Source organism: Exiguobacterium sp. USCH10, from assembly GCF_037619445.1.
GTDB lineage: Bacteria > Bacillota > Bacilli > Exiguobacteriales > Exiguobacteriaceae > Exiguobacterium > Exiguobacterium aestuarii_A.
In genome coordinates this window covers 1-23341 of record NZ_JAQPZO010000012.1, presented here as the reverse complement: position 1 = coordinate 23341, position 23341 = coordinate 1, and the positions used below count along the sequence as shown (strand labels likewise).

At 51.8% G+C, this 23341-nt stretch carries 33 protein-coding genes; 30 read left to right on the top strand and 3 right to left on the bottom strand.

Annotation, left to right across the window (positions count from 1 at the left end; genetic code table 11):
• Positions 1–5 precede the first annotated feature (5 nt).
• The 26 genes from PQI28_RS13720 (at position 6) to PQI28_RS13595 (ending at position 18464) form a co-directional block, all read left to right on the top strand.
• Complete coding sequence (locus PQI28_RS13720) at positions 6–329, top strand: hypothetical protein (protein WP_339963655.1); 324 nt, start codon at positions 6–8, stop codon at positions 327–329.
• A complete protein-coding gene (locus tag PQI28_RS13715) occupies positions 326–895 on the top strand; it encodes a phage tail protein (protein WP_339963654.1) in 570 nt (189 codons plus the stop codon). Before PQI28_RS13720 ends, PQI28_RS13715 begins: the two co-directional genes overlap by 4 nt.
• Entirely contained in the window at positions 892–1371 is a 480-nt protein-coding gene (locus tag PQI28_RS13710; protein WP_339963653.1) for a hypothetical protein, read from the top strand. The genes PQI28_RS13715 and PQI28_RS13710 overlap by 4 nt, the downstream gene beginning before the upstream one ends.
• Positions 1368–1688 (top strand): hypothetical protein, encoded by a 321-nt coding sequence (locus tag PQI28_RS13705; RefSeq protein ID WP_339963652.1) that lies wholly within the window; start codon positions 1368–1370, stop codon positions 1686–1688. Before PQI28_RS13710 ends, PQI28_RS13705 begins: the two co-directional genes overlap by 4 nt.
• Positions 1688–3139 (top strand): phage tail sheath family protein, encoded by a 1452-nt coding sequence (locus PQI28_RS13700; protein WP_339963651.1) that lies wholly within the window; start codon positions 1688–1690, stop codon positions 3137–3139. The genes PQI28_RS13705 and PQI28_RS13700 overlap by 1 nt, the downstream gene beginning before the upstream one ends.
• Complete coding sequence (locus PQI28_RS13695) at positions 3139–3654, top strand: phage major tail tube protein (RefSeq protein ID WP_339963650.1); 516 nt, start codon at positions 3139–3141, stop codon at positions 3652–3654. Before PQI28_RS13700 ends, PQI28_RS13695 begins: the two co-directional genes overlap by 1 nt.
• Positions 3655–3677: 23 nt before the next feature.
• A complete protein-coding gene (locus PQI28_RS13690) occupies positions 3678–4052 on the top strand; it encodes a phage tail assembly protein (RefSeq protein WP_214889652.1) in 375 nt (124 codons plus the stop codon).
• A gap of 53 nt (positions 4053–4105) precedes the next feature.
• Positions 4106–4231 (top strand): hypothetical protein, encoded by a 126-nt coding sequence (locus PQI28_RS13685; protein WP_339963649.1) that lies wholly within the window; start codon positions 4106–4108, stop codon positions 4229–4231.
• Positions 4224–7850, top strand: a complete 3627-nt coding sequence (locus tag PQI28_RS13680) for a phage tail tape measure protein (protein ID WP_339963648.1) — start codon at positions 4224–4226, stop codon at positions 7848–7850. Before PQI28_RS13685 ends, PQI28_RS13680 begins: the two co-directional genes overlap by 8 nt.
• Before the next feature lie 11 nt (positions 7851–7861).
• Complete coding sequence (locus PQI28_RS13675) at positions 7862–8122, top strand: phage tail protein (RefSeq protein ID WP_339963647.1); 261 nt, start codon at positions 7862–7864, stop codon at positions 8120–8122.
• Positions 8119–9141 (top strand): phage late control D family protein, encoded by a 1023-nt coding sequence (locus PQI28_RS13670; protein WP_339963646.1) that lies wholly within the window; start codon positions 8119–8121, stop codon positions 9139–9141. The genes PQI28_RS13675 and PQI28_RS13670 overlap by 4 nt, the downstream gene beginning before the upstream one ends.
• Positions 9141–9560 carry a hypothetical protein gene (locus PQI28_RS13665; RefSeq protein WP_339963645.1) on the top strand — a complete coding sequence of 140 codons (420 nt, stop codon included), beginning with the start codon at positions 9141–9143 and terminating at the stop codon, positions 9558–9560. The genes PQI28_RS13670 and PQI28_RS13665 overlap by 1 nt, the downstream gene beginning before the upstream one ends.
• Positions 9557–10225, top strand: coding sequence for a phage tail protein (locus tag PQI28_RS13660; RefSeq protein WP_339963644.1), 669 nt, complete (start codon positions 9557–9559; stop codon positions 10223–10225). Before PQI28_RS13665 ends, PQI28_RS13660 begins: the two co-directional genes overlap by 4 nt.
• Before the next feature lie 12 nt (positions 10226–10237).
• Positions 10238–10573, top strand: coding sequence for a hypothetical protein (locus PQI28_RS13655; protein WP_339963643.1), 336 nt, complete (start codon positions 10238–10240; stop codon positions 10571–10573).
• Positions 10560–11672: a baseplate assembly protein gene (locus PQI28_RS13650; protein WP_339963642.1), complete on the top strand. Its 1113-nt coding sequence runs from the start codon at positions 10560–10562 to the stop codon at positions 11670–11672. Before PQI28_RS13655 ends, PQI28_RS13650 begins: the two co-directional genes overlap by 14 nt.
• Positions 11665–12543, top strand: coding sequence for a phage tail protein I (locus tag PQI28_RS13645; RefSeq protein ID WP_339963641.1), 879 nt, complete (start codon positions 11665–11667; stop codon positions 12541–12543). The genes PQI28_RS13650 and PQI28_RS13645 overlap by 8 nt, the downstream gene beginning before the upstream one ends.
• A 6-nt stretch (positions 12544–12549) precedes the next feature.
• Positions 12550–12846 (top strand): hemolysin, encoded by a 297-nt coding sequence (locus PQI28_RS13640; protein WP_339963640.1) that lies wholly within the window; start codon positions 12550–12552, stop codon positions 12844–12846.
• Complete coding sequence (locus PQI28_RS13635) at positions 12846–13340, top strand: signal transduction protein (RefSeq protein ID WP_339963639.1); 495 nt, start codon at positions 12846–12848, stop codon at positions 13338–13340. Before PQI28_RS13640 ends, PQI28_RS13635 begins: the two co-directional genes overlap by 1 nt.
• Positions 13341–13353: 13 nt before the next feature.
• A complete protein-coding gene (locus PQI28_RS13630) occupies positions 13354–13728 on the top strand; it encodes an AAA family ATPase (protein ID WP_339963638.1) in 375 nt (124 codons plus the stop codon).
• Positions 13728–14780: a hypothetical protein gene (locus PQI28_RS13625; protein WP_339963637.1), complete on the top strand. Its 1053-nt coding sequence runs from the start codon at positions 13728–13730 to the stop codon at positions 14778–14780. Before PQI28_RS13630 ends, PQI28_RS13625 begins: the two co-directional genes overlap by 1 nt.
• A 69-nt stretch (positions 14781–14849) precedes the next feature.
• Complete coding sequence (gene avd, locus PQI28_RS13620) at positions 14850–15194, top strand: diversity-generating retroelement protein Avd (RefSeq protein WP_339963636.1); 345 nt, start codon at positions 14850–14852, stop codon at positions 15192–15194.
• 284 nt (positions 15195–15478) lie between these two features.
• On the top strand, positions 15479–16252 hold the full coding sequence (locus tag PQI28_RS13615; protein ID WP_339963635.1) for a reverse transcriptase/maturase family protein: 774 nt from the start codon (positions 15479–15481) through the stop codon (positions 16250–16252).
• Positions 16225–16647 (top strand): hypothetical protein, encoded by a 423-nt coding sequence (locus PQI28_RS13610; protein WP_339963634.1) that lies wholly within the window; start codon positions 16225–16227, stop codon positions 16645–16647. Before PQI28_RS13615 ends, PQI28_RS13610 begins: the two co-directional genes overlap by 28 nt.
• Positions 16568–17101, top strand: coding sequence for a hypothetical protein (locus PQI28_RS13605; RefSeq protein ID WP_339963633.1), 534 nt, complete (start codon positions 16568–16570; stop codon positions 17099–17101). Before PQI28_RS13610 ends, PQI28_RS13605 begins: the two co-directional genes overlap by 80 nt.
• Positions 17102–17152: 51 nt before the next feature.
• Complete coding sequence (locus PQI28_RS13600; protein WP_339963632.1) at positions 17153–18193, top strand: N-acetylmuramoyl-L-alanine amidase; 1041 nt, start codon at positions 17153–17155, stop codon at positions 18191–18193.
• A gap of 1 nt (position 18194) precedes the next feature.
• Positions 18195–18464: a holin gene (locus PQI28_RS13595; protein WP_339963631.1), complete on the top strand. Its 270-nt coding sequence runs from the start codon at positions 18195–18197 to the stop codon at positions 18462–18464.
• Between the two features lie 19 nt (positions 18465–18483).
• Here PQI28_RS13595 and PQI28_RS13590 read toward each other — a convergent pair whose 3' ends face one another.
• Both PQI28_RS13590 and PQI28_RS13585 read right to left on the bottom strand, forming a co-directional pair.
• Positions 18484–18738 (bottom strand): hypothetical protein, encoded by a 255-nt coding sequence (locus tag PQI28_RS13590; protein WP_339963630.1) that lies wholly within the window; start codon positions 18736–18738, stop codon positions 18484–18486.
• Between the two features lie 112 nt (positions 18739–18850).
• On the bottom strand, positions 18851–19030 hold the full coding sequence (locus tag PQI28_RS13585) for a hypothetical protein (protein WP_339963629.1): 180 nt from the start codon (positions 19028–19030) through the stop codon (positions 18851–18853).
• Positions 19031–19339: 309 nt separating this feature from the next.
• On the opposite strand from PQI28_RS13585, the gene PQI28_RS13580 reads away from it, so the two are divergent.
• From PQI28_RS13580 to PQI28_RS13570, 3 genes are all read left to right on the top strand, one after another.
• Positions 19340–19774 carry a hypothetical protein gene (locus PQI28_RS13580; protein WP_214746219.1) on the top strand — a complete coding sequence of 145 codons (435 nt, stop codon included), beginning with the start codon at positions 19340–19342 and terminating at the stop codon, positions 19772–19774.
• Entirely contained in the window at positions 19771–20193 is a 423-nt protein-coding gene (locus PQI28_RS13575) for a DUF6678 family protein (RefSeq protein WP_339963628.1), read from the top strand. The genes PQI28_RS13580 and PQI28_RS13575 overlap by 4 nt, the downstream gene beginning before the upstream one ends.
• 550 nt (positions 20194–20743) lie before the next feature.
• The gene (locus tag PQI28_RS13570) at positions 20744–21727 is read left to right on the top strand and encodes an L-lactate dehydrogenase (protein ID WP_339963627.1); all 984 of its coding nucleotides are present in this window, start codon (positions 20744–20746) and stop codon (positions 21725–21727) included.
• Positions 21728–21763: 36 nt separating this feature from the next.
• Here PQI28_RS13570 and PQI28_RS13565 read toward each other — a convergent pair whose 3' ends face one another.
• Positions 21764–23089, bottom strand: a complete 1326-nt coding sequence (locus PQI28_RS13565) for an alanine/glycine:cation symporter family protein (RefSeq protein ID WP_339963626.1) — start codon at positions 23087–23089, stop codon at positions 21764–21766.
• A gap of 127 nt (positions 23090–23216) precedes the next feature.
• Between PQI28_RS13565 and PQI28_RS13560 the strand changes: the two genes are divergently transcribed.
• Positions 23217–23341: helix-turn-helix domain-containing protein (locus tag PQI28_RS13560; RefSeq protein WP_214786042.1), on the top strand; the 125-nt coding region annotated here is incomplete at its 3' end.

Sequence of the window (23341 nt, the reverse complement as noted above, 5' to 3'; positions counted from 1 at the left end):
CCTGAATGTCGTTATTCAAAGAGATGTTGTCAAAAGACTTGTCGACGACGTTCTTCAACCCGAATGAGTTCGCGGAAACGGTGTCTTTCAATGGCAAGTTGGTCAACATCACCTTTGACGAGGACAGGCTCGAACGATTCAACCGAAAAAACGATGAGGAGGGGCTCACGAGAGGTGAGCTCCTTTTCTATGCGGACAAGGCCGCGTTCGAGAAACGTCCGTTCCGCGGGCAACGTGTCGCGTTCAAGGGACGACCCTATGAAGTCATGGAAATCATGGATGAGAGCGGCGTCCTTGTCATCGTCTTGGAAGGGGTGTCGGCATTATGATTACGACCAGTGTTTCTGTCGATGAACGCGCGATCGAAGACATCAAGTCCAGGCTCGGGTCGATGGAGAAGAAAGCGCCGCAAGTCATCGCAAACTCGCTCAACCGGGCGATGTCGAGCGTGGCCAAAGCGGTCAATGAGGAGCTCCGCAAGAACTATCACATCAAGACCGCCGACATCAAGCCGACCATCACTCGGACACGCGCGAAACGAAGTGACGTGAATGCCGTCCTAAAGAGTAGTGGTCCGGTCGTGCCGTTGGACCGGTTCAAGGTGAGCCCGAAGACGGTCAACCCGAAACGGAAGTCACCAATCAAAGTCGCGGTCAAAAAAGGTGCGGCGAAGCCTCTTGAGGGCGCGTTCAACGCAGACATCAACGGTGTCAAAGTGTTCAAACGAAGCACGAAACGCCGCCTGCCCATTGACAGGCTGTTCGGTCCCTCGGTACCGCAGATGCTGAACCGCGAGGACATCCGGAATCGAATCGATGTCACCGGTCAAAAGATGTTCAACAAGCGCATCGATCATGAAATCGAGCGTATCTTGGCGAAAGGGGCGGCGACATGATCCCGACACTGCTACAAGATGCCATCATCGACCGATTGAAAGGCATGTTCGAGGGCGAGTTATTCAAAAAAACACTTCCGGACGGGACGGTCACAACCGGTCCGATGATGATCTTCTCCCAAGGGCTACCCGCACGGCAGCATGAGGACGATATCCAGTTCCCTTTTGTCATCGTCAAACTGATGCAGGCTAGGCACGAGAAACCGGAGACGCAACCTCGTGTCCGGATTGGCTTCATCGTCGGTCTCTACGATGATGCGCCGGACAACCAAGGGTATCGTGACATGGTCCGTATCATCAATCGGATCATCGAGGAGTTCCGGGCGCGACCGCTAGCCGGACGCTTCTACGAGCTCAGCTATCCCCTCGATGCCTCTCCTTACGAGGAAGAGACCGCGCCGCAATGGCTCGGCTCAATCGATACGTATTGGGAAGCGCCGATTCCAGCGAGAAAAGATGTGGAGGAATTGATATGACCGAAGAAAACAAAGTAAAAAAAGAGCGGGCGTCAGGAAAGACGGGCGCTCAGATTGACGTGAAGGCAGAACCGATCACGAAGGCTGAGACAATGGTCTACATCGGGCCTGATTTGGCACTCGTCCCTCAATTCTCCGTTTTTTCGAACGGGGTACCATCGTACTTGGCACATGAAATCGAGAAACGCCCGGTGCTCGGGCAACTCCTCGTGTCGGTCAAGTCGTTATCCACGGCCCAAGAGAAATTGAAGGTGATCGGGTCGAAAGAATATGTATTGTACCAAGAAGCACAAAAACAAGTTGGGAGTGAAACATAATGGCATATCAACACGGAATCGATCTAATCGAGAACCCGACCTCATTGACGCCACCGATCACAGCCGATTCGGCGGTGCAGGTCGTCGTCGGAACGGCGCCGGTCCACCTCGCGAAAGACCCGGCGGCAGCGGTCAATAAACCAGTTCTCGTCTATAATTTGGCGAGCGCGCAAGAAAAACTCGGGTACAGCGAGAACTTCGAGGCGTTCACGCTCTGTGAATCGATGTACGCATCATTCAAGTTGGCGAGCATCGCCCCGGTTGTCTTCATCAACGTACTTGACCCGTCGGTCCACAAAACTTCCGTCACGGCGAAGGCCTTCACGTTGGCGAATGGCGAAGGAGTTATCGACGACGAAGGCGTCCTGCTCGAAACGCTCGTCGTGAAGAACGGCGCGACACCTTTGGTCAAAGGGACGGACTACATCGCTTCCTTCAACAGTTATGGTAAACCGTCTGTGGTGAAACTTTCGAGCACCGTCACGGATAATGCTGCCTTGACTGCCGAATACGACAAGCTCGATCCGAGCGCGGTCACGGCTGAAGACGTCATCGGTGGATATGATGCGGTCTCGAAGTCCTATAAGGGGCTCGAACTCGTGAAGGTCGTCTATCCGATGTTCAACATCGTGTCCGGAACACTACTTGCACCAGGATTCTCGCATATCCCGGAAGTAGCAGCGGTCCTTCAGGCGAAAACGAAGAAAATCAACGGCGGATTTAACGCGATGGCGGCTCTCGACATCGACACATCCGTCGTCACGTCATATGACGAGGCTCTCGTTTGGAAGAATGCGAACGGCTATAACGGGTCGCAAGCTGTCGCCTTGTGGCCGAAAGTGAAAGTCGGCGAGAAGCAGATCCACTACTCGGCATTGTTCGGTGCCGTGATGGCGTCTGTTGATGCGCGGAACGAATCAGTACCGCACGAGTCTCCTTCAAACGAGACGGTCGCCATCTCGGGAGCGGTTTTGGCAGACGGAACGGAGGTCTATCTCGACAAGGATGAAGCGAACCATTTGAACGGCAACGGGATTGTGACGTTGTTGAATTGGAACGGATGGAAGACGTGGGGCAACAACACCGCCGCCTACCCGAACACGACAGACCCAAAAGATCGGTTCATTTCGATTCGCCGTATCTTCAACTGGTGGGGTAATACGTTCATCTTGACTTACTTCCAAAAAGTCGATGATCCGACAAATATGCGTCTCATCGAGTCGGTCGTCGACAGCGAAAATATCCGGGCGAACGGATACGCGGCACGTGGCCAGATTGCCGGTGCGCGTATCGAGTTCCGACAAGACTTGAATCCGACGACGGATATCTTGAACGGAAAGATTACGTTCATTCAAAAACTCGCAGCCTACCCGCCTGCCGAGCATATCGTCAACATCCTAGAGTTTGATCCACAAATGCTTTCTAATGCTATGTTCGGAGGTGCTTCATAATGAACATGATTCCTGAGAAGGTAGTCAATTATAACCTGTATACGGACACCGAGAAGTTGATTGGTGTCAGTGCCGAAGCGACGCTCCCTAACCTTGAACCGTTGACGGAGACAGTATCCGGAGCCGGACTGCTCGGCGAATGGGACAGCGTCTCGCAAGGACATTTCGGGAGTCTCGCGTTCGAAATCGGTTTCCGCCACATCGGAAGCCAGGCGTTCGCGCTCCAGCAAATGAAAGACCGCATGCTCGTCCTGCGAGCGGCGCAACAAGCCTATGACGTCTCATCGGGCGTGACACAACATCGCGGTCTCAAAATCTCGATGAAGGGTCAGCCGAAAGGCATCAACCCGGGTAAAATCGCGACGAATGCGAACACAGAGACGACGGCCGTCTATGAAGTCGTCTACCTCAAGATTGAGGAAGATGGAAAAGTACTCCTTGAGCTCGACAAGCTCAACTTCGTCTACGTGCTCAATGGCGTGGATCAACTCAGTGGGATTCGTAACTTAATCTGACCAAAACAATAGGGGGATAAAACATGCCAACAGAAGCAAAACAAATCAGTGTCGATGAAATCGAAAAAACGGAAGGGGACGTCACGAACGTCCTCTCTTCTCCAAGTGAGAAAAAAGAAGGCGTCATCGTCTTCGGGAAACCATTCGAATTTGAAGGGAAGTCTGTCGAGAGCATCGATTTGTCAGGACTTGAGAACCTGACTGGCGACGACTTGCTCGAAGCCGACCGTGCGTATTCGGCTACCGGCAACTATTCACCGGTTCCGGAATTGACGCTCGCCTATGCCTTCTCACTTGCTGCCACGGTGGCGGGTGTCCCGCATGAATTCTTCAAGCGTCTACCTGGTAAGGAAGCTCTCAAAGTGAAGAACGAGGTCGTCCGTTTTTTAAACAGCTAGGAGTCGCAGAGGTTAGAGGGAATCGGTTAGAAATCATCGTGACGGGGCGGAACGTGCGCAAAGCATGCGTCCGCCTTTCTTCTGTGGCGCACACAGGAATCGACTATTTCTTGCGTCTCTCACTCCGCGAGCTCATCGAATTCATCACCGACGTTCGAGAGGTGAAAAAAGATGGCTAGTGCCCAAGTCTATGAAATTGCATTCAAGCTAGCTGGTATGGTTGATAGTTCAATGAAGTCTTCATTTGCAAAAGCCAATAGCGGCCTTGAGCAGATGGGCGAGAAGTCAAAAGTGGCGACCGGGACGATGAAAGCGCTCGGAGCGGCGGCCGTCACGGCAGGCGCTGCCATTGGGGCTGTAGCTGTTGGATTAACAGGCGCCACAAAGAGCGCAGACGCGTTTAATGGAGCAATGAAGCAGGTCCAGGCGTCGACCAACATGTCGACGAAAGAAGTGGCCGAGCTCAAAAAAGTGTCGACGAATCTCTATAACGCGAACCTCGGGGAGGATTGGAACGACCTTGCGGACGCAATCTCGAAGACGCGAAGCGTGACCAAACTGTCCGGGAAAGAGCTCGAGACGGCGACAGCGAACGCGCTCATCTATCGGGATGTGTTCGGTGAGGACGTGACCCAATCCATCAAGGCAGCGGATACGATGATGCGGAACTTCGGCATCTCGAACACCGAGGCGTTCAATTTGCTCGCCCAAGGCGCTCAGAATGGATTAAACAAAACTGACGAATTGCTGGATACTGCGAATGAATACGCACCTTATTTCAAAGCACTAGGATTTAGCGCAGATCAAATGTTCAACGTTTTCAGCGCAGGACTCGAAAACGGGGCGTTCTCGCTCGATAAGACAGCTGATGCCGTCAAAGAGTTCAACATCCGTTCTAAGGACGGTTCGAAAGCATCCGCCGAGGCATATCGCGCGCTCGGCATGGATGCAGAGAAAATGTCTCAGATCTTTGCAAAAGGTGGGCCGACTGCTCAAAAATCGTTTGAACAGGTCGTGGCTGCCATCGCAAAAGTCAAAAATCCGGTGGAACAGAACGCCATCGCGGTCGGTCTGTTCGGGACGCAGGCCGAAGACCTCGAGATGGACGTATTGAAAGCAATGGGCAGTGCTCGTAAACAGTTCGATATGACCCAAAAGACCATGGAAAAGGTGGCTGACGTTAAGTACGACACAATCGGTGACGCCTTCCAGGGTATTGCCCGTCAAGTCGAGACTGGGCTCATCATCCCGATCGGTTCCAAGGCACTTCCGTATCTCACACAGTTTTCCGGATATTTGAAGGGACAAATCCCGGCGATACAACGTCGGATGGCGAACCTTGGGAAGACTATCGAGAATTTCACGGCCCCATTACGTGCCGCCAAGGATATGTTGAATGGCGATTTCGTGAGCGGTCGAAAGATCATGTTGGACGTCGGATTCGATCATAAACAGATCGACGCGTTCCGTGATCGCATCGTCTCGATCAAGGATACCTTTTCAGACGTCGGCACGAGCATTACGACTGCGCTCAGTGATATTTATGCGCAGACACAGCCAATCGCTGACAAGCTCAAGGCGATGTACGGCGATATATTTAATGGTCTGTTGTCGTTTTGGACGAATAACGGCCCTAAAATCGCCGACCTCGCCTCTGGCGTGTTCCAAGGAATCGGCGCCGTGGTCTCCGGCATCATGAAGGTGACCTCGACCGTCCTTTCGATCGTACAACCGATGATTCCGATCATCGTCAGCACCCTGACTGGTTTTGCGACGAAAATTCTCGATTTTTGGAACGAAAATGGCGCTCAAATCATTCAGGCAGTCCAAAATGTGTTTGGGACAATCATCAAAATCATTCAATTTTTGGCGCCGATTGTGCTGCCGATTTTAAAAATGTTGTGGTCCACCATTTCTGGACTGATCAACGGCGCGCTTGATGTCATCATGGGAGCCATAAAGATTTTTGCCGGCCTCTTCACCGGTGACTTCTCGAAAATGTGGGAAGGGGTCAAACAACTCCTATCCGGTGCGGTTGAATTCATCTGGAACTACATGAACCTCATGTTCATCGGCCGGCTTATCACCGGAATCAAGTTCTTGGGTACACGACTCGTTTCCTCGGTCGTTTCGATGGGGAGAAACGTCAAGTTATACTTCAAGGACATGTGGGCCTATGCAATCGACGTCTTCCAAAAAGGGAAAACATTTGGGTCTAATACGTTCAATGCCTTGAAGGACGCGGTGATCGGTACGGCCCTGAAAATGGTCAACGGGATCCGTGATAAATTTGGCATGATGAAAAATCGCGCCGTCGCAATCGTCGGCGAAATGAAGACCTCTATTTCGAACAAATTCAGTGACATTATTTCGATGGCCAAGGCGTTACCCGGAAAAATGGGACAAGGAATCAAGAACATGGGCGGTAAGGCAGTCGAGGGAGCCGCATCAGTCGGAAACAAATTATTGAGTAAGATTGGAAATTCTGTGAACGGGGTCATCGGTGGTCTGAACTGGGTAGGCGGGAAACTAGGGATCAAAACGAAGATCCCGACATGGGTGGTTCCACAGTACGCAAAAGGTACGAAAGGGCACCCGGGCGGGCTCGCTGTTCTCGGTGACGGTCGTGGCTCGAACGCAGGTCCCGAGCTCTATCGGACACCGAATGGACGCGTGGGACTGAGCCCGTCGACCGATACGTTAATGAACCTGCCGAAAGGAACAGAGGTTCTCAGTGCGACAGTGACCCGGGCGATTCTTGCGAATCAGGTACCACGCTATGCATTCGGGACGATGGTAGGGAAAGTGACCGACGCCTTCAATACAGGAATGTCGTGGATCGGAGACAAAGCGGGTCAAGCAAAGGATGCAGCGTTTGACGTTTTCAGCTACCTATCGAACCCGACAGAATTATTGGCTACGATGCTTGAAAAGTTCGGAATCGAAGTCCCTAAAATCGATGGAGCACTCGGAAACCTTGCCGCCGGCGCGTTCTCAAGCGTGAAAGACCATGCACTGACTTACATCAAAGGGCTCGTGCCAAAAATGAGCGAGTCGTTAGGTGCGTCGTTTAGCGGTTCGGGGTCCACGATGGCAAAGACAGCGATCTCTCAGGCTCTTGCGATGCTCAATAAACCAATGAGTCTACTCGGTCCCTTGATGACAATCGCCCAAAAAGAGTCCGGTTTCAACCCGAACGCGATCAACGACTGGGACATCAACGCTCAGCGAGGTGACCCGTCGGTCGGTCTGTTCCAGATCATCAACTCCACCTTCCAACGATGGAAGATGCCGGGCTACAACAATCGCCGCAATCCACTCGACTCGGCACTCGCTGCCATTCGATATATGGATGGTCGATATGGAGGCATCATGAATCATCCCGGAATCGTGAACATGATGCGAGGTGGGGGCTATCTCCCGTACGCGAATGGCGGAATCGTCACGCGGGCTCATATGGGGCTCGTCGGAGAGGCGGGACCAGAGGCGATCATCCCGTTATCGGAAGAAAAACGCGGACGGGCGATGAACCTGTTGAACCGCGTCGCCTCCCGGTTCGGCTTAGAACTGGGTCATCGACGGAACCCGTTGAGAGATTTGCTCGACTTTGGTTCCTCAGATGCCCAGGGTGGTGGATCGTCGGAAAGTTCGACCTATCAGTTCGTTTATAGCCCGGTCGTTCACATGGCGCCAGGGTCCTCTCGAGAGGATGTCGAGGATGCCGTGAAGATGGGCTATGACGAGTTCAAACGGATGATCGAGCAATACGAACGTGAACGGAAACGAAACAAATACTGAGGAGGGGGCAAATGCAGACCTATACGACGGTGAGCGGCGACACGTTCGACCGCATCGCCTTGAATCTGTTGGGGAGCGAATATTTGCTCCCTGTTTTGTTGCGTGCGAACCCGAAACACCGTCTCACCCTCGTCTTCTCCGCAGGGGTCGAGCTTCAGATACCGGACCCGCCGACGGAGGAAATGTTCGCCGGGGAACCGGAATGGCTGCTCGGTGACGGTGAGGCGGAGATGATCGGTGACATCGGTTCGGACGGTGAGGTGTACGGATGATCAAATATGCGAGGCGGGTAAGGCCCGAGATTTTGCATGACAACGTCAACGTGACACGGGAAATCGAGGACTTTTTGACCTCCATCTCGTTCACCGACAACATCACTGCCGAACCGGACTCGGTCAGCCTGTCGCTATCGGACAGGGAGAAACGATGGCGCAGCGCCTGGCGTCCGAAAATGGGCTCGGTAATCAAGTGCGCCCTCGTCATCTCGACGGGGTGGGACGACGCAAAACCGACGAGCCGGTTCATCGGCGCGTTCGAGATTGACAAATTCGGCGTCTCTGGACCACCAAAGACATCGAGCATCGAAGGGTTGTCCATCCCCCAGAGCTCGACGCTCAATCGTTCGCAAAAGACGAAGGCGTGGGAGAAGACAAATTTTCGCAAGGTCGGGGGTGACGTCGCGAAAGCGAACGGGATGACCCTTTACTTCTCTGCGATGGACAACCCGTATTATGACCGCGTGGACCAAGAGGGGGAGACAGACCTTGCATTCCTGATGCGTCTCTGCTCTGATGCAGGTCTGACGCTCAAAGTGGCCAACAAGAAACTTATCGTCATGGACGAGGCGAAGCTGGAGGCGGCACCTGAGAAGTTCATCATCAAAGAGACCGACAAGGCGATCAAGAGCTATGACGGCGACGAGTCGCTGACGAGCCTTTATCGTAGCTGCTCGGTCAAATGGACGGACCCGAAGACGAAGAAGGTCAGACGCTACACATTCACCCCGAAACGTCCACCGGCGACGAACCGTGTCCTCTATGTCAACGAGGAAGTCAGTTCGGAGTCGGCGGCGAAGAAGCTCGCGATGGCAAAATTACGTGATGCCAACAAGGCGGGCATGACCTTCTCCGTCCGGTTCGCGGGATTCCTTGCCGTCTATTCGGGCGAGACGGTCCTCTTGCAAGGATTCGACGCTTTCGACGGCAAGTACATCATCACGACCGTCTCGGCGACGATCAGCAAGGGGTCGGAGACGACCCTGTCGCTTCGGCGTGTATTGGAGGGATACTGATGCGACATGTGGATATCGGACGCGTGTCCGCGATCTATCCGGAACGGGCGACGGTCCGTGTCTTGTTCGAGGATAAGGGCGGCGAGGAGGTCGTTTCTCGTGAACTGTCCATCGTGGGGCGAGGCAGCATCCGTACGAAGGACTACTGGATTCCAAAGATTGACGAGTTCGTCGTCTGCATCTTCGTCGAAGGCAGCGCGAAACAAGGCTACGTGCTCGGCTCCATCTTCAACGATGTCGACAAGGTGCCTGTAAAAGAGGAGACCAAACGGCATATCGAGTTCGAGGATGGCACATATGTCCAATACGATTCAAAAACGAAAAACATGACGATCCGACTCGTCGGGAACGGCACGCTGGACGTCAAAGGGCGAATCATCGCCGATCAATTCACGACACGGAACGGAGGGACGTCATGAAAATCGGAACATTCGCGGGCGTCTCCTTCGAGGTGTCCTCGAGCAAGGTACTCACCTTCAGCGACTTCTCACGTAGCGGGTCGGCGCGTTGGAGCGTGCATGACATCATTCAACAAAAACCACTCCCCGAGTTCGAGGGACCGGGCCAGGAGACGATTGGCATGAAGATTCGTCTGAAACGGTCATTGAAGGTCGACCCTGAACGGGTCGCCCAACAGCTCCGAGGATTCCGGGACGGTGGCAAGGTCGGCACGCTCGTCATCGGTCAAAAACCGGTCACGAACGGGTTCTGGTACATCGAGGACCTCCAGGAGACGCATCGCAACATCGACAACCGCGGGGTCTCCCACATCATCGAGCTCTCGCTCACGATGAAGGAGTATCCGAAAGACAAGCCGATACGCCAAAAACCGAAACCGAAACCACCTGCCGCATCGACCCCCGCGAAGAAGAGCGGGGTAATCGGGACGGCGACAGTGAAGGTCGGGATGCTCAATTGCCGGATGGGACCGTCCCTGAACGCCCGCATCAAAAAGGTGTTGCGGAAAGGTCAGAGTTTCCAGGTATATGGTTATGCAAACGGCAGCGGCATCCGGTGGTACAACGTCGGAGGCGGACTCTATGTCTCCTCCGTATCGAAGTACACGACATTCAAGAAGAAGTAGGGAGGGATGGAGATGACGGTCTATCAGATCAGTAGTTCGTCCTCTGAGGGTGCATCGGTCGATTACGGGGCGACGGGCATGACTGCCATCTTACAGAGCGTCTCTTTTTTGTTGGACACGCTCGTCGACAGTTACCCGATGCACCGTGAATTCGGGATGGACCCGCCAATCGACGACCCGAGCGAGACCGCAAAGAACGAGTGGTCCGCACAGGTCATCGAGAAACTCGAACGTAACATCCCACAAGTCAGCGTCCAAGAGGTGATCGTCCATCAAGATGAGACAGACCTTTTGAACGGCAGAATCCAAACGACGGTGAAGGTGGTGATAGAAATTGACACGATTTAATTTACCTGAGATCGAGTTCGTCTCGAGCGATGTAGAAGAGTATGAACAGCTCGGTGTGGCAAGGTTCGAACAGCTGATGCCGGGCGTTCAACTGAACGAAGCCGACCCTCGGTATAAGATCCTGCAGGCGACGGCGTTCATCGCCTCATTACTGGCGAACAACATCGACTACACAGGGAAGCAGTCTCGTCTCGCCTATGCGGACGACAACTACCTAGACCACATCGGGAACGACAAGGGCGTGCCCCGACTCGAGGCGACGCCTGCACTGACGACGCTACGATTCGAAGTCGTCAACCCGGATACGTTCGTCATCCTGGAAGGGACGACGGTCGCCTACAGCGGTATCTCCTTTGAGACCGTCGGTGACATCTCGGTCGCGCCAGGTCTGACCCATATCGATATCACTGCCCGATGCACCGAGAACGGGACGATCGGCAACGGCATCGCGCCCGGGTTGATCAATGACCTGCAGACACCGATTCCGTGGGTGCAATCGGTCCGGAACCTCACGGTCTCAAACGGAGGGACCGATGTCGAGGAGGACGAAGCGTACGCCGAACGGATTCATTTGTCGCCGGAGGGTTACTCCACGGCAGGTCCGGAGCTGGCATATATCTATCATGCGAAGACTGCGCATCAGGGCATCATCGATGTGAAGGCGGTCTCACCTGCACCGAGTGTCGTGAAAATCGTCCCACTCATGGAGGGCGGGATGCTACCGAGCACAGAAGTGTTGGCTGCGGTGCTCGAAAAATGTTCGCCTCGCGATGTACGTCCTCTCACGGACTTCGTCACGACGGCTGCGCCTGTACCGGTCGAATATGACCTTACGCTCGTCTATTATCTGCCAGAGAGTTTCCGTGCCGCCGAATCCTATCATCAGGGCGAGGTGCTGACGGCAATCGCCGATTACAAGCTGTGGCAGCGCTCGAAACTCGGAAGAGGCGTGGACCCTGGCGAACTCTACGCACGGGTGCAGGAGAAGGGTGGGCGTCGCGTCCTCGTCGAGCCGAACGAATACGTCCCGATCGCGGACGACCAAGTCGCTCATGAACGGAATATCAGGGTGACGTTCGGAGGGTTCATCGATGATTGATCTGCATGATTTTTCGTTGACAGACCTCCTCCCGGCATCGCTCACCTCGAATCCGGAGAATGGCGCACTGGTCGAAGCGATCTCGGAGATGTTCCGTTATGTGCTCGGTCAGACAGACATCCTCGACCCTTCGAACCCGGTACCGGAGATGCTCCTTGACATCATTGCCAAGGAAGAACATCTCGACTATTATGACGACCGATTGAGCGCCGAACAGAAACGTGCGCTCATCCGGAGCTCATGGTCGGTCCACCGCAAGAAAGGAACGCCTCAGGCAATCGAGGAGGTCGTGTCCATCATCCTGGACAAGGCGAAAATCGTAGAATGGTTCGAATACGGGGGAGACCCCTATCACTTCCGCATCGAGATCGATGGTCCGTTGCGTAGCGAGCGTGACCTGCCTTCGGCATTCCGTGCCGTCGAGAAGAACAAACGGAAATCGACACGGCTCGAATCGATCTGGTTCCGTCGTGACGACAGCGTCTATTATCGTGTCATCTACAAGAATGGACGCATCCACATCCATCCGGTCATCGCCGTCCGGGCAGGCATCTTCATGCCAGGATCCAGCCACGCTGCGACCATCAAAACGAAGACGACGAGCGCGGCGGGTGTCGGCGGTATCACCATGGCAGGCGCGATGTACTCCGGTCAAAAGCCATCCCGGATTGACGTCGGGACATCGAGCGATGAAGAGGTGACCGTCATCGCGGTGCTCGATTCCGGCATCTCCTCCCCGCCCGTCGTCCGTCACATGACGGAACAGGAGGGCATGCAGGTCTCAGATGACATCGACGCAGGTTCGTCGACTTCTTATGGGTCGTCGACTTTGCCGTTCGCCGGTGTCACGTATACACAAAAAGGAGAGTGAGGCACCTTGCTCAAATCAAACATGATTCAAGACATCGCCCGACTGATCGACCAGACGTGCGTGAGTGCGGACTATACGATCGCCGGGGTGACCTATCCGGCGAAGATCCGCCGGTCCATCGTCTCGGGTGATACGGTCATCAAGCACGTCTATTTGACGACCAAAGCACCGAACGGGACGGTCACGCGATGCCGCCTGCTAGATCAGTCGGGGATTGTCCGTGCGGAGATTGCACCGAACAAGGTAAAAGAAAAAAACAAGGGACGCCTGTTCCAATTTAAATTCAAGACGGAGGTGTCATGATGCAACGAACGCTCGTTTATGATCCGACCGCCTGGGAGGACCGGGTCCTCGATGACAACAACGGGTCCGTCCTCGTCGAAGGGACCCCTCTCGATGAGGAGAACATGAACAATATCGAAGAAGGAATTTTGATTGGGCATAACGGCAGCGGGTTGGTGGCTGCCATCGCGTTGAACATGATCAACAAACTGAACTTCGAACTCGACCGTTACAAGAAACAGAAGTTGCTGCAAGGGAAGGCGACCATCGTCAACAACATCACGGACGATGGATATTTTCGTTCGGCGGAACCGTTCGTATTGATCAATCTGACAGGTTGGCCACAATCGAACGCCCCGGACTATGACGTCGTGGTCACCCCATCGGGCGACGCGAGCGCGGCGGGGACGTTCGTCGTCTATGACAAGACACAGAACGGGTTCAAGGTCAAAATGACGGGTTCCGCGAAGAGCGCTGCGTTCACGTGGACGCTCGTCAACCCGAACATCCAATAAGGAGGGCAACAATATGATCATTTCTAATGTGGCGGCCGGTGAAACGGCTGCCTTTTCTATGCAGGCAGGTGTACTCAAAATCGAGGGGCAGGTTGAGATTCCACTCGCTGAACGGCAAGAGGAGAACGAGCGGGTCATCGACGTGTGCCTCGACAATGATTTATTGCGTGTCCGCGAAGGGCTTGGCGCATGGTACGTCGCCACGGTCATCATCCCGGCACGCGAACATGAATACGTCGAGAGCGAAGTCGAGGGCGAGGCGGGCGAACTGGTCGTGTTACCACTCGACACGAAGAAGGTGAAGCTCGTCCTTTGGCCATTGCCTCAGGTATACCTCGACTCGAAATCAGTTCCGGAACAACAACCAGACATGGAGGTGGCTGAATAATGCCATTCGTATTCTCAATCAAAGATAGTTATCGGCATGCGGTCGAGGCCGCGACAGGCGGGAAGAACACGGTCATGTATGACGATTTAGGCAATCCGTCCGTCATGGTGTTCGTGCCACGCTTCAATTTGTCAGACGTCATCACAGGAGCACCGAACACCCCGCACCCGGCGTTCATCGTCGACGGGGTCGTCAAGGACGGCATCTGGATCTCGAAATATCAGAACGTCATCAAGGACGGGCGCGCCTATTCACTGCCTGGCGTGGCACCGGGTCACTCGATGACGATCGACACGGCTTCTGCGGCGTCGAAGGCGAAGGGTGCAGGATGGCACTTGATGACGAACGCCGAATGGGCGGCCATCGCGCTCTGGTGTAAAAAGAATGGGTTCATGCCTCGTGGGAACAACAACTACGGTAAAGACCATGCGATGCCGCATGAAGTCGGTCGTCTCGAATCACCTGCCTCGCCATCTCGGATTTTGACGGGAACGGGTCCAGTGTCGTTCGCGCATGACAATACGATTGCCGGAATTTACGATTTGAACGGGAACATCAACGAATTTGTAGACGGATTCCGACTTGTGAACGGAAAGATTTATGTTCATCAGGACAATAACTTCAACACGCCGGACAACCTCGCCAACTGGTTAGATACAGGAGTTTTCTTTGATAATTCTGTGCCAGGGAATGACACTCAAGCATCAGGAAGTGCTGGCGGATCGTTGATTTTAAACAGTCAGCGTGAAAATCCGATGTACACTGGCGGTGATACCGATTCAAGTTTTGCTGAAAACAATACAGCTTTCGAGTCGTTAGCCGGAAAATCCGGGTACACAGTTCCTGAATTGATGAAGTATCTCGCGATCGCTCCAACTTCAGGTGATCACGGTTCTGATCGAATTTACGTACGAAATTACGGGACACGTATCCCGCTTCGCGGCGGCGCTTGGTCCTCTTCGTCCGATGCCGGGGTGTTCTATCTCAACCTGCTTATCCCGCGTTCGGCTGCGAATACGTATCTGGGCTTCCGTTCCGCGTTCGTTCAGTAATCTGAAATCTGTCAACTGAATATCTGAGTGGGCCCACGATAGTGGGCTCACCGCTTTTAGGAGGAATTTATGCATGATTCAGATTTGATAGTCCGTCAAAAGATAGAGGATATGATTGGTTATGGCTACATCGCTTTACGGAATTATCCGAAGTCAGAACGATACGGATTGGCTGTAGACACGAAAGAAAGTATGTACAAATTGCTTGAACTGACCGTTCGGGCGAACAAACGATATCACAAGAAGACAACACTTCAAGATTTGGACATCGAACTTGAGTTTCTCCGTTTCTTGACGAGACTGGCAATGGAATTGGGATTTTTACCATTCAAACAATATGAGGTGTGGAATCGTAGTTTGTCTGAAATCGGTCGCCTGATTGGCGGATGGATCAAATCACAGAAAGAAAAATAATGATTTCGGGGAGGCGTCTACTTTGTGAATGTGGTCCCGATTCGCGGCGGCAATTGGAACAATTCGTCCAATGCCGGGGTGTTCTATCTCAACCTGAATAACCCGCGTTCGAATGCGAATACGAATCTGGGCTTCCGTTCCGCGGTTCTGTCCCGAAGAAGCCGATTGTCGGACACGACGTCGGACGGTGGACAAAACGGACGCCTTTCCGTGCCTAGACGGCAAAAAAATAAACAGAATCGTCTCTAGTTAGTACGATCAATGGAAAGGTAGCGACGTCACTTTTGAAACGAGTCGGACAATTATTTGGGGAAATTGTAGAATATGAAAATTTATACGCAGCATACAAAGAAGCAATCAAAGGAAAACGCTACAAACCAGAGATTCTCCGGTTCACACAGAACTTAGAAGAGAACCTGATCATCTTACAGAACGAGCTGATGCACGGCATGTATCAGGTCAGCCCTTACCGTCAGTTCTTCGTGACGGAACCGAAACGTCGTCTGATCATGGCGCTCCCGTTTCGAGACAGGGTCGTGCAGTGGTCCATCTATCAGACCTTGCTCCCGATTTACGAGAAGAGTTTTATCTATGACTCCTATGCCTGTCGGAAAGGGAAAGGGGCACATCGCGCCGTCGGGAGACTGCAGCATTGGATACGGCAAGATTTTAAAGGGGGTGGTTATTGCCTGAAACTGGACATCGCGAAATACTTCTATCGTGTCGACCACCAGATACTCTTGTCCATCATCGAAAGAAAAATCAAGGACAAACGGCTGCTAGGTCTGATTCATTCGATCATCTCGAGTGAGTCGGACCTTTTCGGTGTCGAGCTTGGTGACCATCAGTACGAGAAAGGGCGCGTTCAGGGGATAGGGATGCCGATCGGCAACCTGCTCAGTCAACTTTGTGCGAACATCTACCTGAACGAGCTCGACCAGTTCGCCAAGCATACGCTGAAGACCAAGCACTATATGCGATATATGGACGATGTGTTGGTCCTGCATGCGGACAAGACGGTGCTACGGGGTTGTTGTTCGAGATCGACTGTTTCTTGAAGGACGAGCTCCACCTGAGCATCAACAACAAGACATCGATTCGTCCGATCTCGCACGGCATCGACTGGGTTGGGTATAGGGTGTTCCGGACGCATATCCGGATGCGGAAATCGACGGCAATCCGCATGAAGCGGCGGGTGAAGTATTTGGCACGGCAATATGGAAAGGGAAGAGTGGACGGTGATGCGGTCCTTCGGACGTTGCGCAGTTATGACGGCCTGATGAAGCATGGTGATTGCCATGCCTTACGCAAGAAACTTTATAAGGATACAGTGCTCGTGCGGCCGAGCGACAACAGAAGAGGGAGTGTCGAAGATGGCAGAGGATTTGGTTGTACGGGTCGACAAACTGGAAAAGGAAATCAAGAAGCAAAAAGAGACGATTCAACAGATTGAGCAGACGGCGAAGCAAGGCGCGGACCTTGCGCCTGCCGTCGAGACGCTCGAGTTGAATCACAGCGAGCTCAAGGACTCTATCAGTACGTTGGAACAGACGATGAAGACGCTGACCGAGAACGTGGCCACCCAGGCGCAAAGTAACATGATGACCGGGCTGAAGGTCGAGGGCATTGCCGGAGACCTGAAAGAGTTCCGATCCGAACAGGCAAAACGCGACGGGCGCAACGAGGTCATTATGGGCACGGTGCTCAAACAATCTGACTCGATTCTTGAGATTTTCAAGGAACAGGTGCAGATGGATGGACAGGTCAACGTGAAGATCGAAGAGACTCGCCAGAAACGATTCGAGACCGAACGCGAGGTCAAATCACACTATTTCAAATGGCTGCTCATCGTCACCCCGTATATCGGTGGTGGCATCGCGGCAGTTTGGCATTTCATCATCAAGTGACGTCATCTGCGGATGGCGTCTTTTTAATTACATCCATAAGGAGGAATTGCATTGACAAATATCCGAGCAGAAGAAATAGAAATCGGCGTTGACGATGGACACGGGCTGGCACCACTGACGCCAGGGAAACGGACTCCCTTCATTCAATCAATCGGACGGTTCATTCCGGAAAATGAGTTTAACAAAGCGGTTGCAGCTTATCTGATTGCAGAGTTGAAACGTTGCGGGTTCAAAGTGGTCGAAACGGCTCCTGGAGATGCGGATCATTCACTAGCATCTCGTGTAAAACGAGCGAATGATGCAAAGGTTGATCTCTTTATTTCAATCCACTATAACGCTCTTGATGGAAAATTCGATGGTCCAGGGAAAGATCCCGAAGGGTTCTCAGCACACATCGATCCGTCGGGCGGTCAGTCTGAAGTGTTCGCAAAAATCGCACTCAAACATTTGGCCAAAGGCACAGTTCAAAAAAATCGTGGTGTCGTGAAGCAACAACTTTACGTCACCGCCAATACAAAGATGCCTGCAGTCTTATTTGAACTTGGCTTTATGGACAACAACCGTGAAGCATTGCTCATGATTGACAAGTCGTTCCAACAAGAATGCGCTCAAGAAATCGCGATGGCCGTATGTGAGTTCTACAAAGTTCCGTATATCACTGCCCAAAAACCACAGACCATCAAGCCGCCTGCTTCACTAGTCAAACTCGGAACAGCGAAGATGCTTCGAGACGTCCCAGTCTACGGCAGCGCCAAGTTTGGAACGCAGACTGGCGCACGGCTAAAAAAGGGAGACGTACGTCATATCTATGCAATTAATCGAGGTTGGTACCAGTTGTTCAGTGGCGAGTTTATCCCGAGCAACTATGGGAAAAACTTCGATTTCGAACCAATCCCCTCAAAAAAGCCTGAACCTCCAAAAGTAGCGCCCAAACCGGCGGAGGAAAAATCTATCGGTACAAAAGACAAGTTGCGACGTGTCATTGTAGACGGGAAACGAATCGGATCTTTTGGAGATGAGGAAAATCTTGAGCGAAATGTTTTACAAGCACTGAAGAAAGATTTCAAAAAAATCGAAGTGGAGGACGTCTAACATGGAATTTCCAGCAGAACTCTTGTTGCTTGTTACGTTGATTTCGCCGGTCATCATCGGGTTGAGTGAAGTTGCAAAACAAACGGTCCGAATCCCGAAGAATATCATCCCGCTTGTCGCTATCTTCATCGGCATCATAGTCGGGATTGCAGCCGCCCCGTTTACAACGGTTGATATTTACATCCGTATCTGGGCAGGTGTAATCGCAGGGCTTGCATCGGTAGGTCTTTATGAGTCAGGCAAGGAGAGAGACGGTTACACGAAGGAATGAACAAAGTAAGCCCCGCCATTTAAACGGCGGGGCTCTTTTTTCGTTTCACAGACGGCTTCACATACATCTTACGGCTGTGGCCGCGGTGTAGATAGACCCATTGCCACCATGTTTCATCACGGCTCTTCACTTCGCAGAGGTATCGCATCTTGAGCGGATGGACTTCGATGACGCGAAACGTGATGAGAGGGTCGAGATTCGCCATTACTAATCTAGAAAAAATGAGTTCATACGTGTCTTCATATAACAAGAACGGTCGTTTTGTCGCTGCCATGTTTTCACCTCATATCGAGCATACGCCCTGCCCAGACCGTCCGGCAATCGTCCGAATTGTGAAAGATGAGTGTGACCAAATAAAGGCAAAATAAAAGCCCTCATCAGAGAGCTCAACCGATCTTCGTCGTATTCGGCGTGATGTCCTCGAACCTCAATTGAGTCCGTTCTTCCGTGCGCGTGACCATCTCCGCCCGGACCACTTGCTCGCCCTTCTGGATCACCCGCATGCCCTCGATATATCGCATCACTTCCATGATCTCTTCCTTCGACCCGATGATTGCCAGTTGCATGTGATTGCCTCCCCGTGCCGCAAACAGGTGACGTGTTGTTGCTCCTATACCCGCAGCACAAAACGGCGAAACGGTTCAGCCCTCTCAGCCCTCAGTTCAGCCCTCAAAATTGAAACAAACTATACACATCAATACATACGAAAATGATGAAAACCCATAAAACAAACGATGAAACAAACCTATTTCCTTCTATATATAGTGCAATTAAATAAGTTCGAGATGGAAGGTTCGATTGGATAATCGTGACTTTGAAACCAGCGAAGCTAAGCTTCGCTGGTTTTTTGTATAATGAAATAAGGAGGCGATAACGTGACCCATCGATTTTTAGTAGAGAGCCGAGAGATTTATTCATTCATGAATCCCATGCTTGTCATTTGCCCGAGATGTGGGGGACAGGCCGATGTGTGGGAGAAGAATGATGAGGTGCGCCTCAGTTGTCTTCATTGCGGTCATTTGCAAATGAAGGAGAGCGGTACGAAGTACGTCGGAGAACCAATCGATGTTCATTTTGGTTTGCCGCTATTTTTACAAACAGGTTGTTGTGGTCATGTGTTATGGGCTTACAACCGTGAACACCTCAACTATATTAAATATTATATCGAGGCAAAGATTCGGACGAGCGAGGGAACGAACCGTAGTCTCGAAAGTCGATTACCCGCTTGGATGAAACGCAAGCAGAATCGTAAAGAAGTATTACGAACGATTGAAAAATTAGAACTTATGATAGAAGGTTCAACAGCATGAACCGACGAGAAGAACTACAATACATAGAGAGACACCAATTGACATCGGTAATGAACGAGACAAAATGGCAACGTCTTAATCGAGCTGTCTCTGAAGCGTTGACGCATGCGCCGTCGTATCAAATGAAATACTTAGGGGAGGATACGTTATTTCCAAGTGATTTGTTATCCGAGTATGAAATATCGTGGGGAGAGTGGGATGAGATTTGGCTGGAATCCCGTTTACGCTCCATCGAATGGATTCGTTTGCGACCAAGCGTACTGCTCTATAAGGGAGTGATTCTTGACCCAGATGTTTGTGATATGTCCACCGAACTCATTTCAATTTTAGAGAGAGAAAAAATTCCGTTCATTCTGGAAAGTGAGACGATTCAAATTTTTGGTTATGTTCGGAATACAGGAATCTTTGAATCGAAGTAGGATATTTAATAAATAAAAGTAGTCATAACGAATATCGTTGCTTATGGAGGTTATATTGAAAAAATTTTATTTATATTTCTTTCGTTTATTTTTTGGTGGATTCTAATTGATGAGTTAATTTTATTCATTCCAACTAAAAATTTTGCACTATTGTTTCTTTCAGCTCTTTTTTGGGCCCCGGTATTTTCTGTCTTTATTACATTTTTAAGTGTTTATTACTTTGAAAAGCTCAGTAATCCCAAATTGTACTGGAGTATTGTGGCAACATATTCATTTGTCTCATTATGGAGTATATTAAAAATTGTCCGTATTTTATATTTTTAAAAATCTTTGAAGTAAGATCTTAATTACTTCAAAACAGTGAAAAACCTCTGACTAAGTTTAGCTTATAAAAGAGAAAAGGCGAGTGACCCGATTGATGCTGGGTCACTCGCTTTTTGGACAATAAAATTTAATATATTCGTGTATTTTTCATGCGGCTTTTGTCGTTAAAGATGGAAGAGTCGGGTATGCTAAATAAGAGAATGATTCATGGAAAGGAAGGATCTACATGACACGTATTCCGCATAAAGATGATATTGACCCGAAAGACATCACCCGCATCGCCGTCATCGGTGCCGGGTGGGTCGGGGTCAGTTTTGCTTATCAATTATCGACGGCTGCCCTTTGCGAGGAGCTCGTCCTGATTGACTCGAATCATGCCAAGGCAGAAGGGGAGGCGATGGACCTCAATCACGGGATCTCCTTCGCCCCGACACCGGTCCGGATTTGGGCAGGGGATTACTCGGATTGTAAAGACGCAGACATCGTCGTCATCACTGCAGGAGCGGCGCAAAAACTCGGCCAAACACGGATGGACCTCGTCGAGCAAAACGCGAAGGTCGTCCGCACCGTGACGGAAGACTTGATGAAGAGTGGATTTGACGGCATTTTAGTCGTTGCGACGAACCCAGTCGATGTGATGGCGCACGTCGCTTGGAAGGCATCGGGCCTACCGAAAGAACGCGTCATCGGTTCGGGGACCGTCCTCGACACGGCACGACTCCGCTACAAACTCGGAGACTATTTCGAACTGTCGCCGCGAAATTGCCACGCTTATTATATGGGGGAACACGGCGATACGGGATTTGTCGCGTGGAACAATGCCCGCATCTACGGAAAGAGTATTGATGAACTATTGGCAGAGAACAAGAAGTATCAGTTTGAGGACTTGGAATTTATTTATACAGATGTGCGTGACGCTGCTTATCAGATTATTGAGTATAAGAGTGCCGCCTATTATGCGATTGGGGTCGGCTTGCTACGCATCATCCGGGCCATCGTCCGAAATGAAAACTCCGTCGTCACGATTGGGGCTCATTTAGAAGGCGAGTATGGGGCGAGTGACGTGCATATCGGTGTACCGGCCTTGATTGACCGGAGCGGCATTCGCAAGATCATCGAGATTGAATTGACGGACGAAGAACAACAGAAGTTTGATGCCTCGGTACAAGCGATCAAGGCTGGAATCGAGAAAGTTGAACCGGCATCCTAAAAAAAGATCCGACTGCGTGAGCAGTCGGATTGTTGGTTAAGACGCCTCTTCTTCGGCGATATCTTTCTTATAGTACTTCTCGGACGTGAAGAATTCGGTCGTTAATCGCTTAACCTCACTGCTGAGTAACAATACGGCAATCATGTTCGGGATGAGAATCATCGCGAGCATCAAGTCGAGGAAGTTCCAAATCATTTGAGCGCCTCCAATCGAACCGATGACAATCGAGACAATATAGACGGCCTTCATGATTTTTCCTGCCGTTAAACCGAATAAGTACTCCGCCTGACGCGAGCCGTAAAAGATAATGACGATGATCGTCGAGAGCACGAAGAAAATGAGGGAGATCGTGACAAGTAAACTTCCCGTATACCCAAAGTATTCACGGAAGGCGATTGTCGTCAATGCTGCTGGGTCTTCCATTGCTCCATCCGCTGTCCACACACCTGAAGACAAGACGACGAAGGCGGTCGTACTACAAATGATCAACGTATCGATGACGATTCCGATGACCGCCCAGAATCCTTGGCGTACCGGATGATCCGTCTGTGCAGCGGCATGGGCGATTGGTGCCGTCCCAAGACCGGCTTCATTCGAATAGAGTCCGCGGGCGAAGCCCCAACGAATTGTTTCGGCGACTGCGGCTCCGGCGAAACCACCGAACGCGGCCATCGGCTCGAACGCGTAAGAGAAAATAAGACTGAGCACGTTTGGAATCTCAGACAAGTTCATCAACACGATGATGAGTCCTGCCCCGACGTAGACGAGCGCCATCCCAGGAACGACGATCTCCGTCACTTTCGCAATCCGTTTCAAACCACCGAAGACGATGATACCGACAAGAACGGCAACGACAATGCCAGTGATGAGCGTGTTTCCGTTGAACGTCTCACGAACTGCGGAGCTGACGGCGTTCCCCTGTACCATGATACTCGGGATGAGTTCGATCATGAGGGCAAAGGCGAACCAAGTCGCAAGCCATTTCCAACGAAGGCCTTTTGATATGTAGTAGACAGGTCCACCGACAAATTCGCCGGCGTCATTCTTTTCACGATAGTGGACGGCAAGTACGCTCTCCGAGAACTTGATGGCCATGCCGATGATGGCAATGACCCACATCCAGAAGATGGCACCCGGTCCCCCGAACATGATCGCTGCAGGCACACCGATGATGTTCGCGGCCCCGACTGTTGAAGAGAGCGCTGACGTTAAAGCTTGTCTCGGGCTTATGTCGCCCTTACCTTTTGGTTTTTTAAAGATACTGCCGAATGTTTGTTTAACTAAATCAGGCGAGAATTCTCCCTCCTCTAAGCGTCTCGGGGCGTAGCCCGGCGTAGGCGGAGGATGAATCGCCCGGTCCAAAACTCTTCTCTCCCTGTGACAGATGTAGCGAACAAAAGTTCGTGATTCCGTCAGATTCTCCCTCCGCCTCCGCGGGTATCTGATGAGGAAGATGATTCACAATCTTCTGGAGGGAGGAGGGACGGACATGCTGAAAGCCTACAAATATCGGCTCCATCCAACGCCGGCACAGGCCGAGTTCCTCATCAAGACGATCGGCTGCGCCCGGTTCATCTACAACAAGCTGCTCGAGGACCGCATCGCCATCCGCGA

Bases quoted from the DNA above. Each gene is read 5' to 3' on its own strand.
- PQI28_RS13720 (WP_339963655.1), top strand. From the start codon at position 6: ATGTCGTTATTCAAAGAGATGTTGTCAAAAGACTTGTCGACGACGTTC.
- PQI28_RS13715 (WP_339963654.1), top strand. From the start codon at position 326: ATGATTACGACCAGTGTTTCTGTCGATGAACGCGCGATCGAAGACATC.
- PQI28_RS13710 (WP_339963653.1), top strand. From the start codon at position 892: ATGATCCCGACACTGCTACAAGATGCCATCATCGACCGATTGAAAGGC.
- PQI28_RS13705 (WP_339963652.1), top strand. From the start codon at position 1,368: ATGACCGAAGAAAACAAAGTAAAAAAAGAGCGGGCGTCAGGAAAGACG.
- PQI28_RS13700 (WP_339963651.1), top strand. From the start codon at position 1,688: ATGGCATATCAACACGGAATCGATCTAATCGAGAACCCGACCTCATTG.
- PQI28_RS13695 (WP_339963650.1), top strand. From the start codon at position 3,139: ATGAACATGATTCCTGAGAAGGTAGTCAATTATAACCTGTATACGGAC.
- PQI28_RS13690 (WP_214889652.1), top strand. From the start codon at position 3,678: ATGCCAACAGAAGCAAAACAAATCAGTGTCGATGAAATCGAAAAAACG.
- PQI28_RS13680 (WP_339963648.1), top strand. From the start codon at position 4,224: ATGGCTAGTGCCCAAGTCTATGAAATTGCATTCAAGCTAGCTGGTATG.
- PQI28_RS13675 (WP_339963647.1), top strand. From the start codon at position 7,862: ATGCAGACCTATACGACGGTGAGCGGCGACACGTTCGACCGCATCGCC.
- PQI28_RS13670 (WP_339963646.1), top strand. From the start codon at position 8,119: ATGATCAAATATGCGAGGCGGGTAAGGCCCGAGATTTTGCATGACAAC.
- PQI28_RS13665 (WP_339963645.1), top strand. From the start codon at position 9,141: ATGCGACATGTGGATATCGGACGCGTGTCCGCGATCTATCCGGAACGG.
- PQI28_RS13660 (WP_339963644.1), top strand. From the start codon at position 9,557: ATGAAAATCGGAACATTCGCGGGCGTCTCCTTCGAGGTGTCCTCGAGC.
- PQI28_RS13655 (WP_339963643.1), top strand. From the start codon at position 10,238: ATGACGGTCTATCAGATCAGTAGTTCGTCCTCTGAGGGTGCATCGGTC.
- PQI28_RS13645 (WP_339963641.1), top strand. From the start codon at position 11,665: ATGATTGATCTGCATGATTTTTCGTTGACAGACCTCCTCCCGGCATCG.
- PQI28_RS13635 (WP_339963639.1), top strand. From the start codon at position 12,846: ATGCAACGAACGCTCGTTTATGATCCGACCGCCTGGGAGGACCGGGTC.
- PQI28_RS13630 (WP_339963638.1), top strand. From the start codon at position 13,354: ATGATCATTTCTAATGTGGCGGCCGGTGAAACGGCTGCCTTTTCTATG.
- PQI28_RS13625 (WP_339963637.1), top strand. From the start codon at position 13,728: ATGCCATTCGTATTCTCAATCAAAGATAGTTATCGGCATGCGGTCGAG.
- avd (WP_339963636.1), top strand. From the start codon at position 14,850: ATGCATGATTCAGATTTGATAGTCCGTCAAAAGATAGAGGATATGATT.
- PQI28_RS13605 (WP_339963633.1), top strand. From the start codon at position 16,568: ATGGCAGAGGATTTGGTTGTACGGGTCGACAAACTGGAAAAGGAAATC.
- PQI28_RS13595 (WP_339963631.1), top strand. From the start codon at position 18,195: ATGGAATTTCCAGCAGAACTCTTGTTGCTTGTTACGTTGATTTCGCCG.
- PQI28_RS13590 (WP_339963630.1), bottom strand. From the start codon at position 18,738: ATGGCAGCGACAAAACGACCGTTCTTGTTATATGAAGACACGTATGAA.
- PQI28_RS13585 (WP_339963629.1), bottom strand. From the start codon at position 19,030: ATGCAACTGGCAATCATCGGGTCGAAGGAAGAGATCATGGAAGTGATG.
- PQI28_RS13575 (WP_339963628.1), top strand. From the start codon at position 19,771: ATGAACCGACGAGAAGAACTACAATACATAGAGAGACACCAATTGACA.
- PQI28_RS13570 (WP_339963627.1), top strand. From the start codon at position 20,744: ATGACACGTATTCCGCATAAAGATGATATTGACCCGAAAGACATCACC.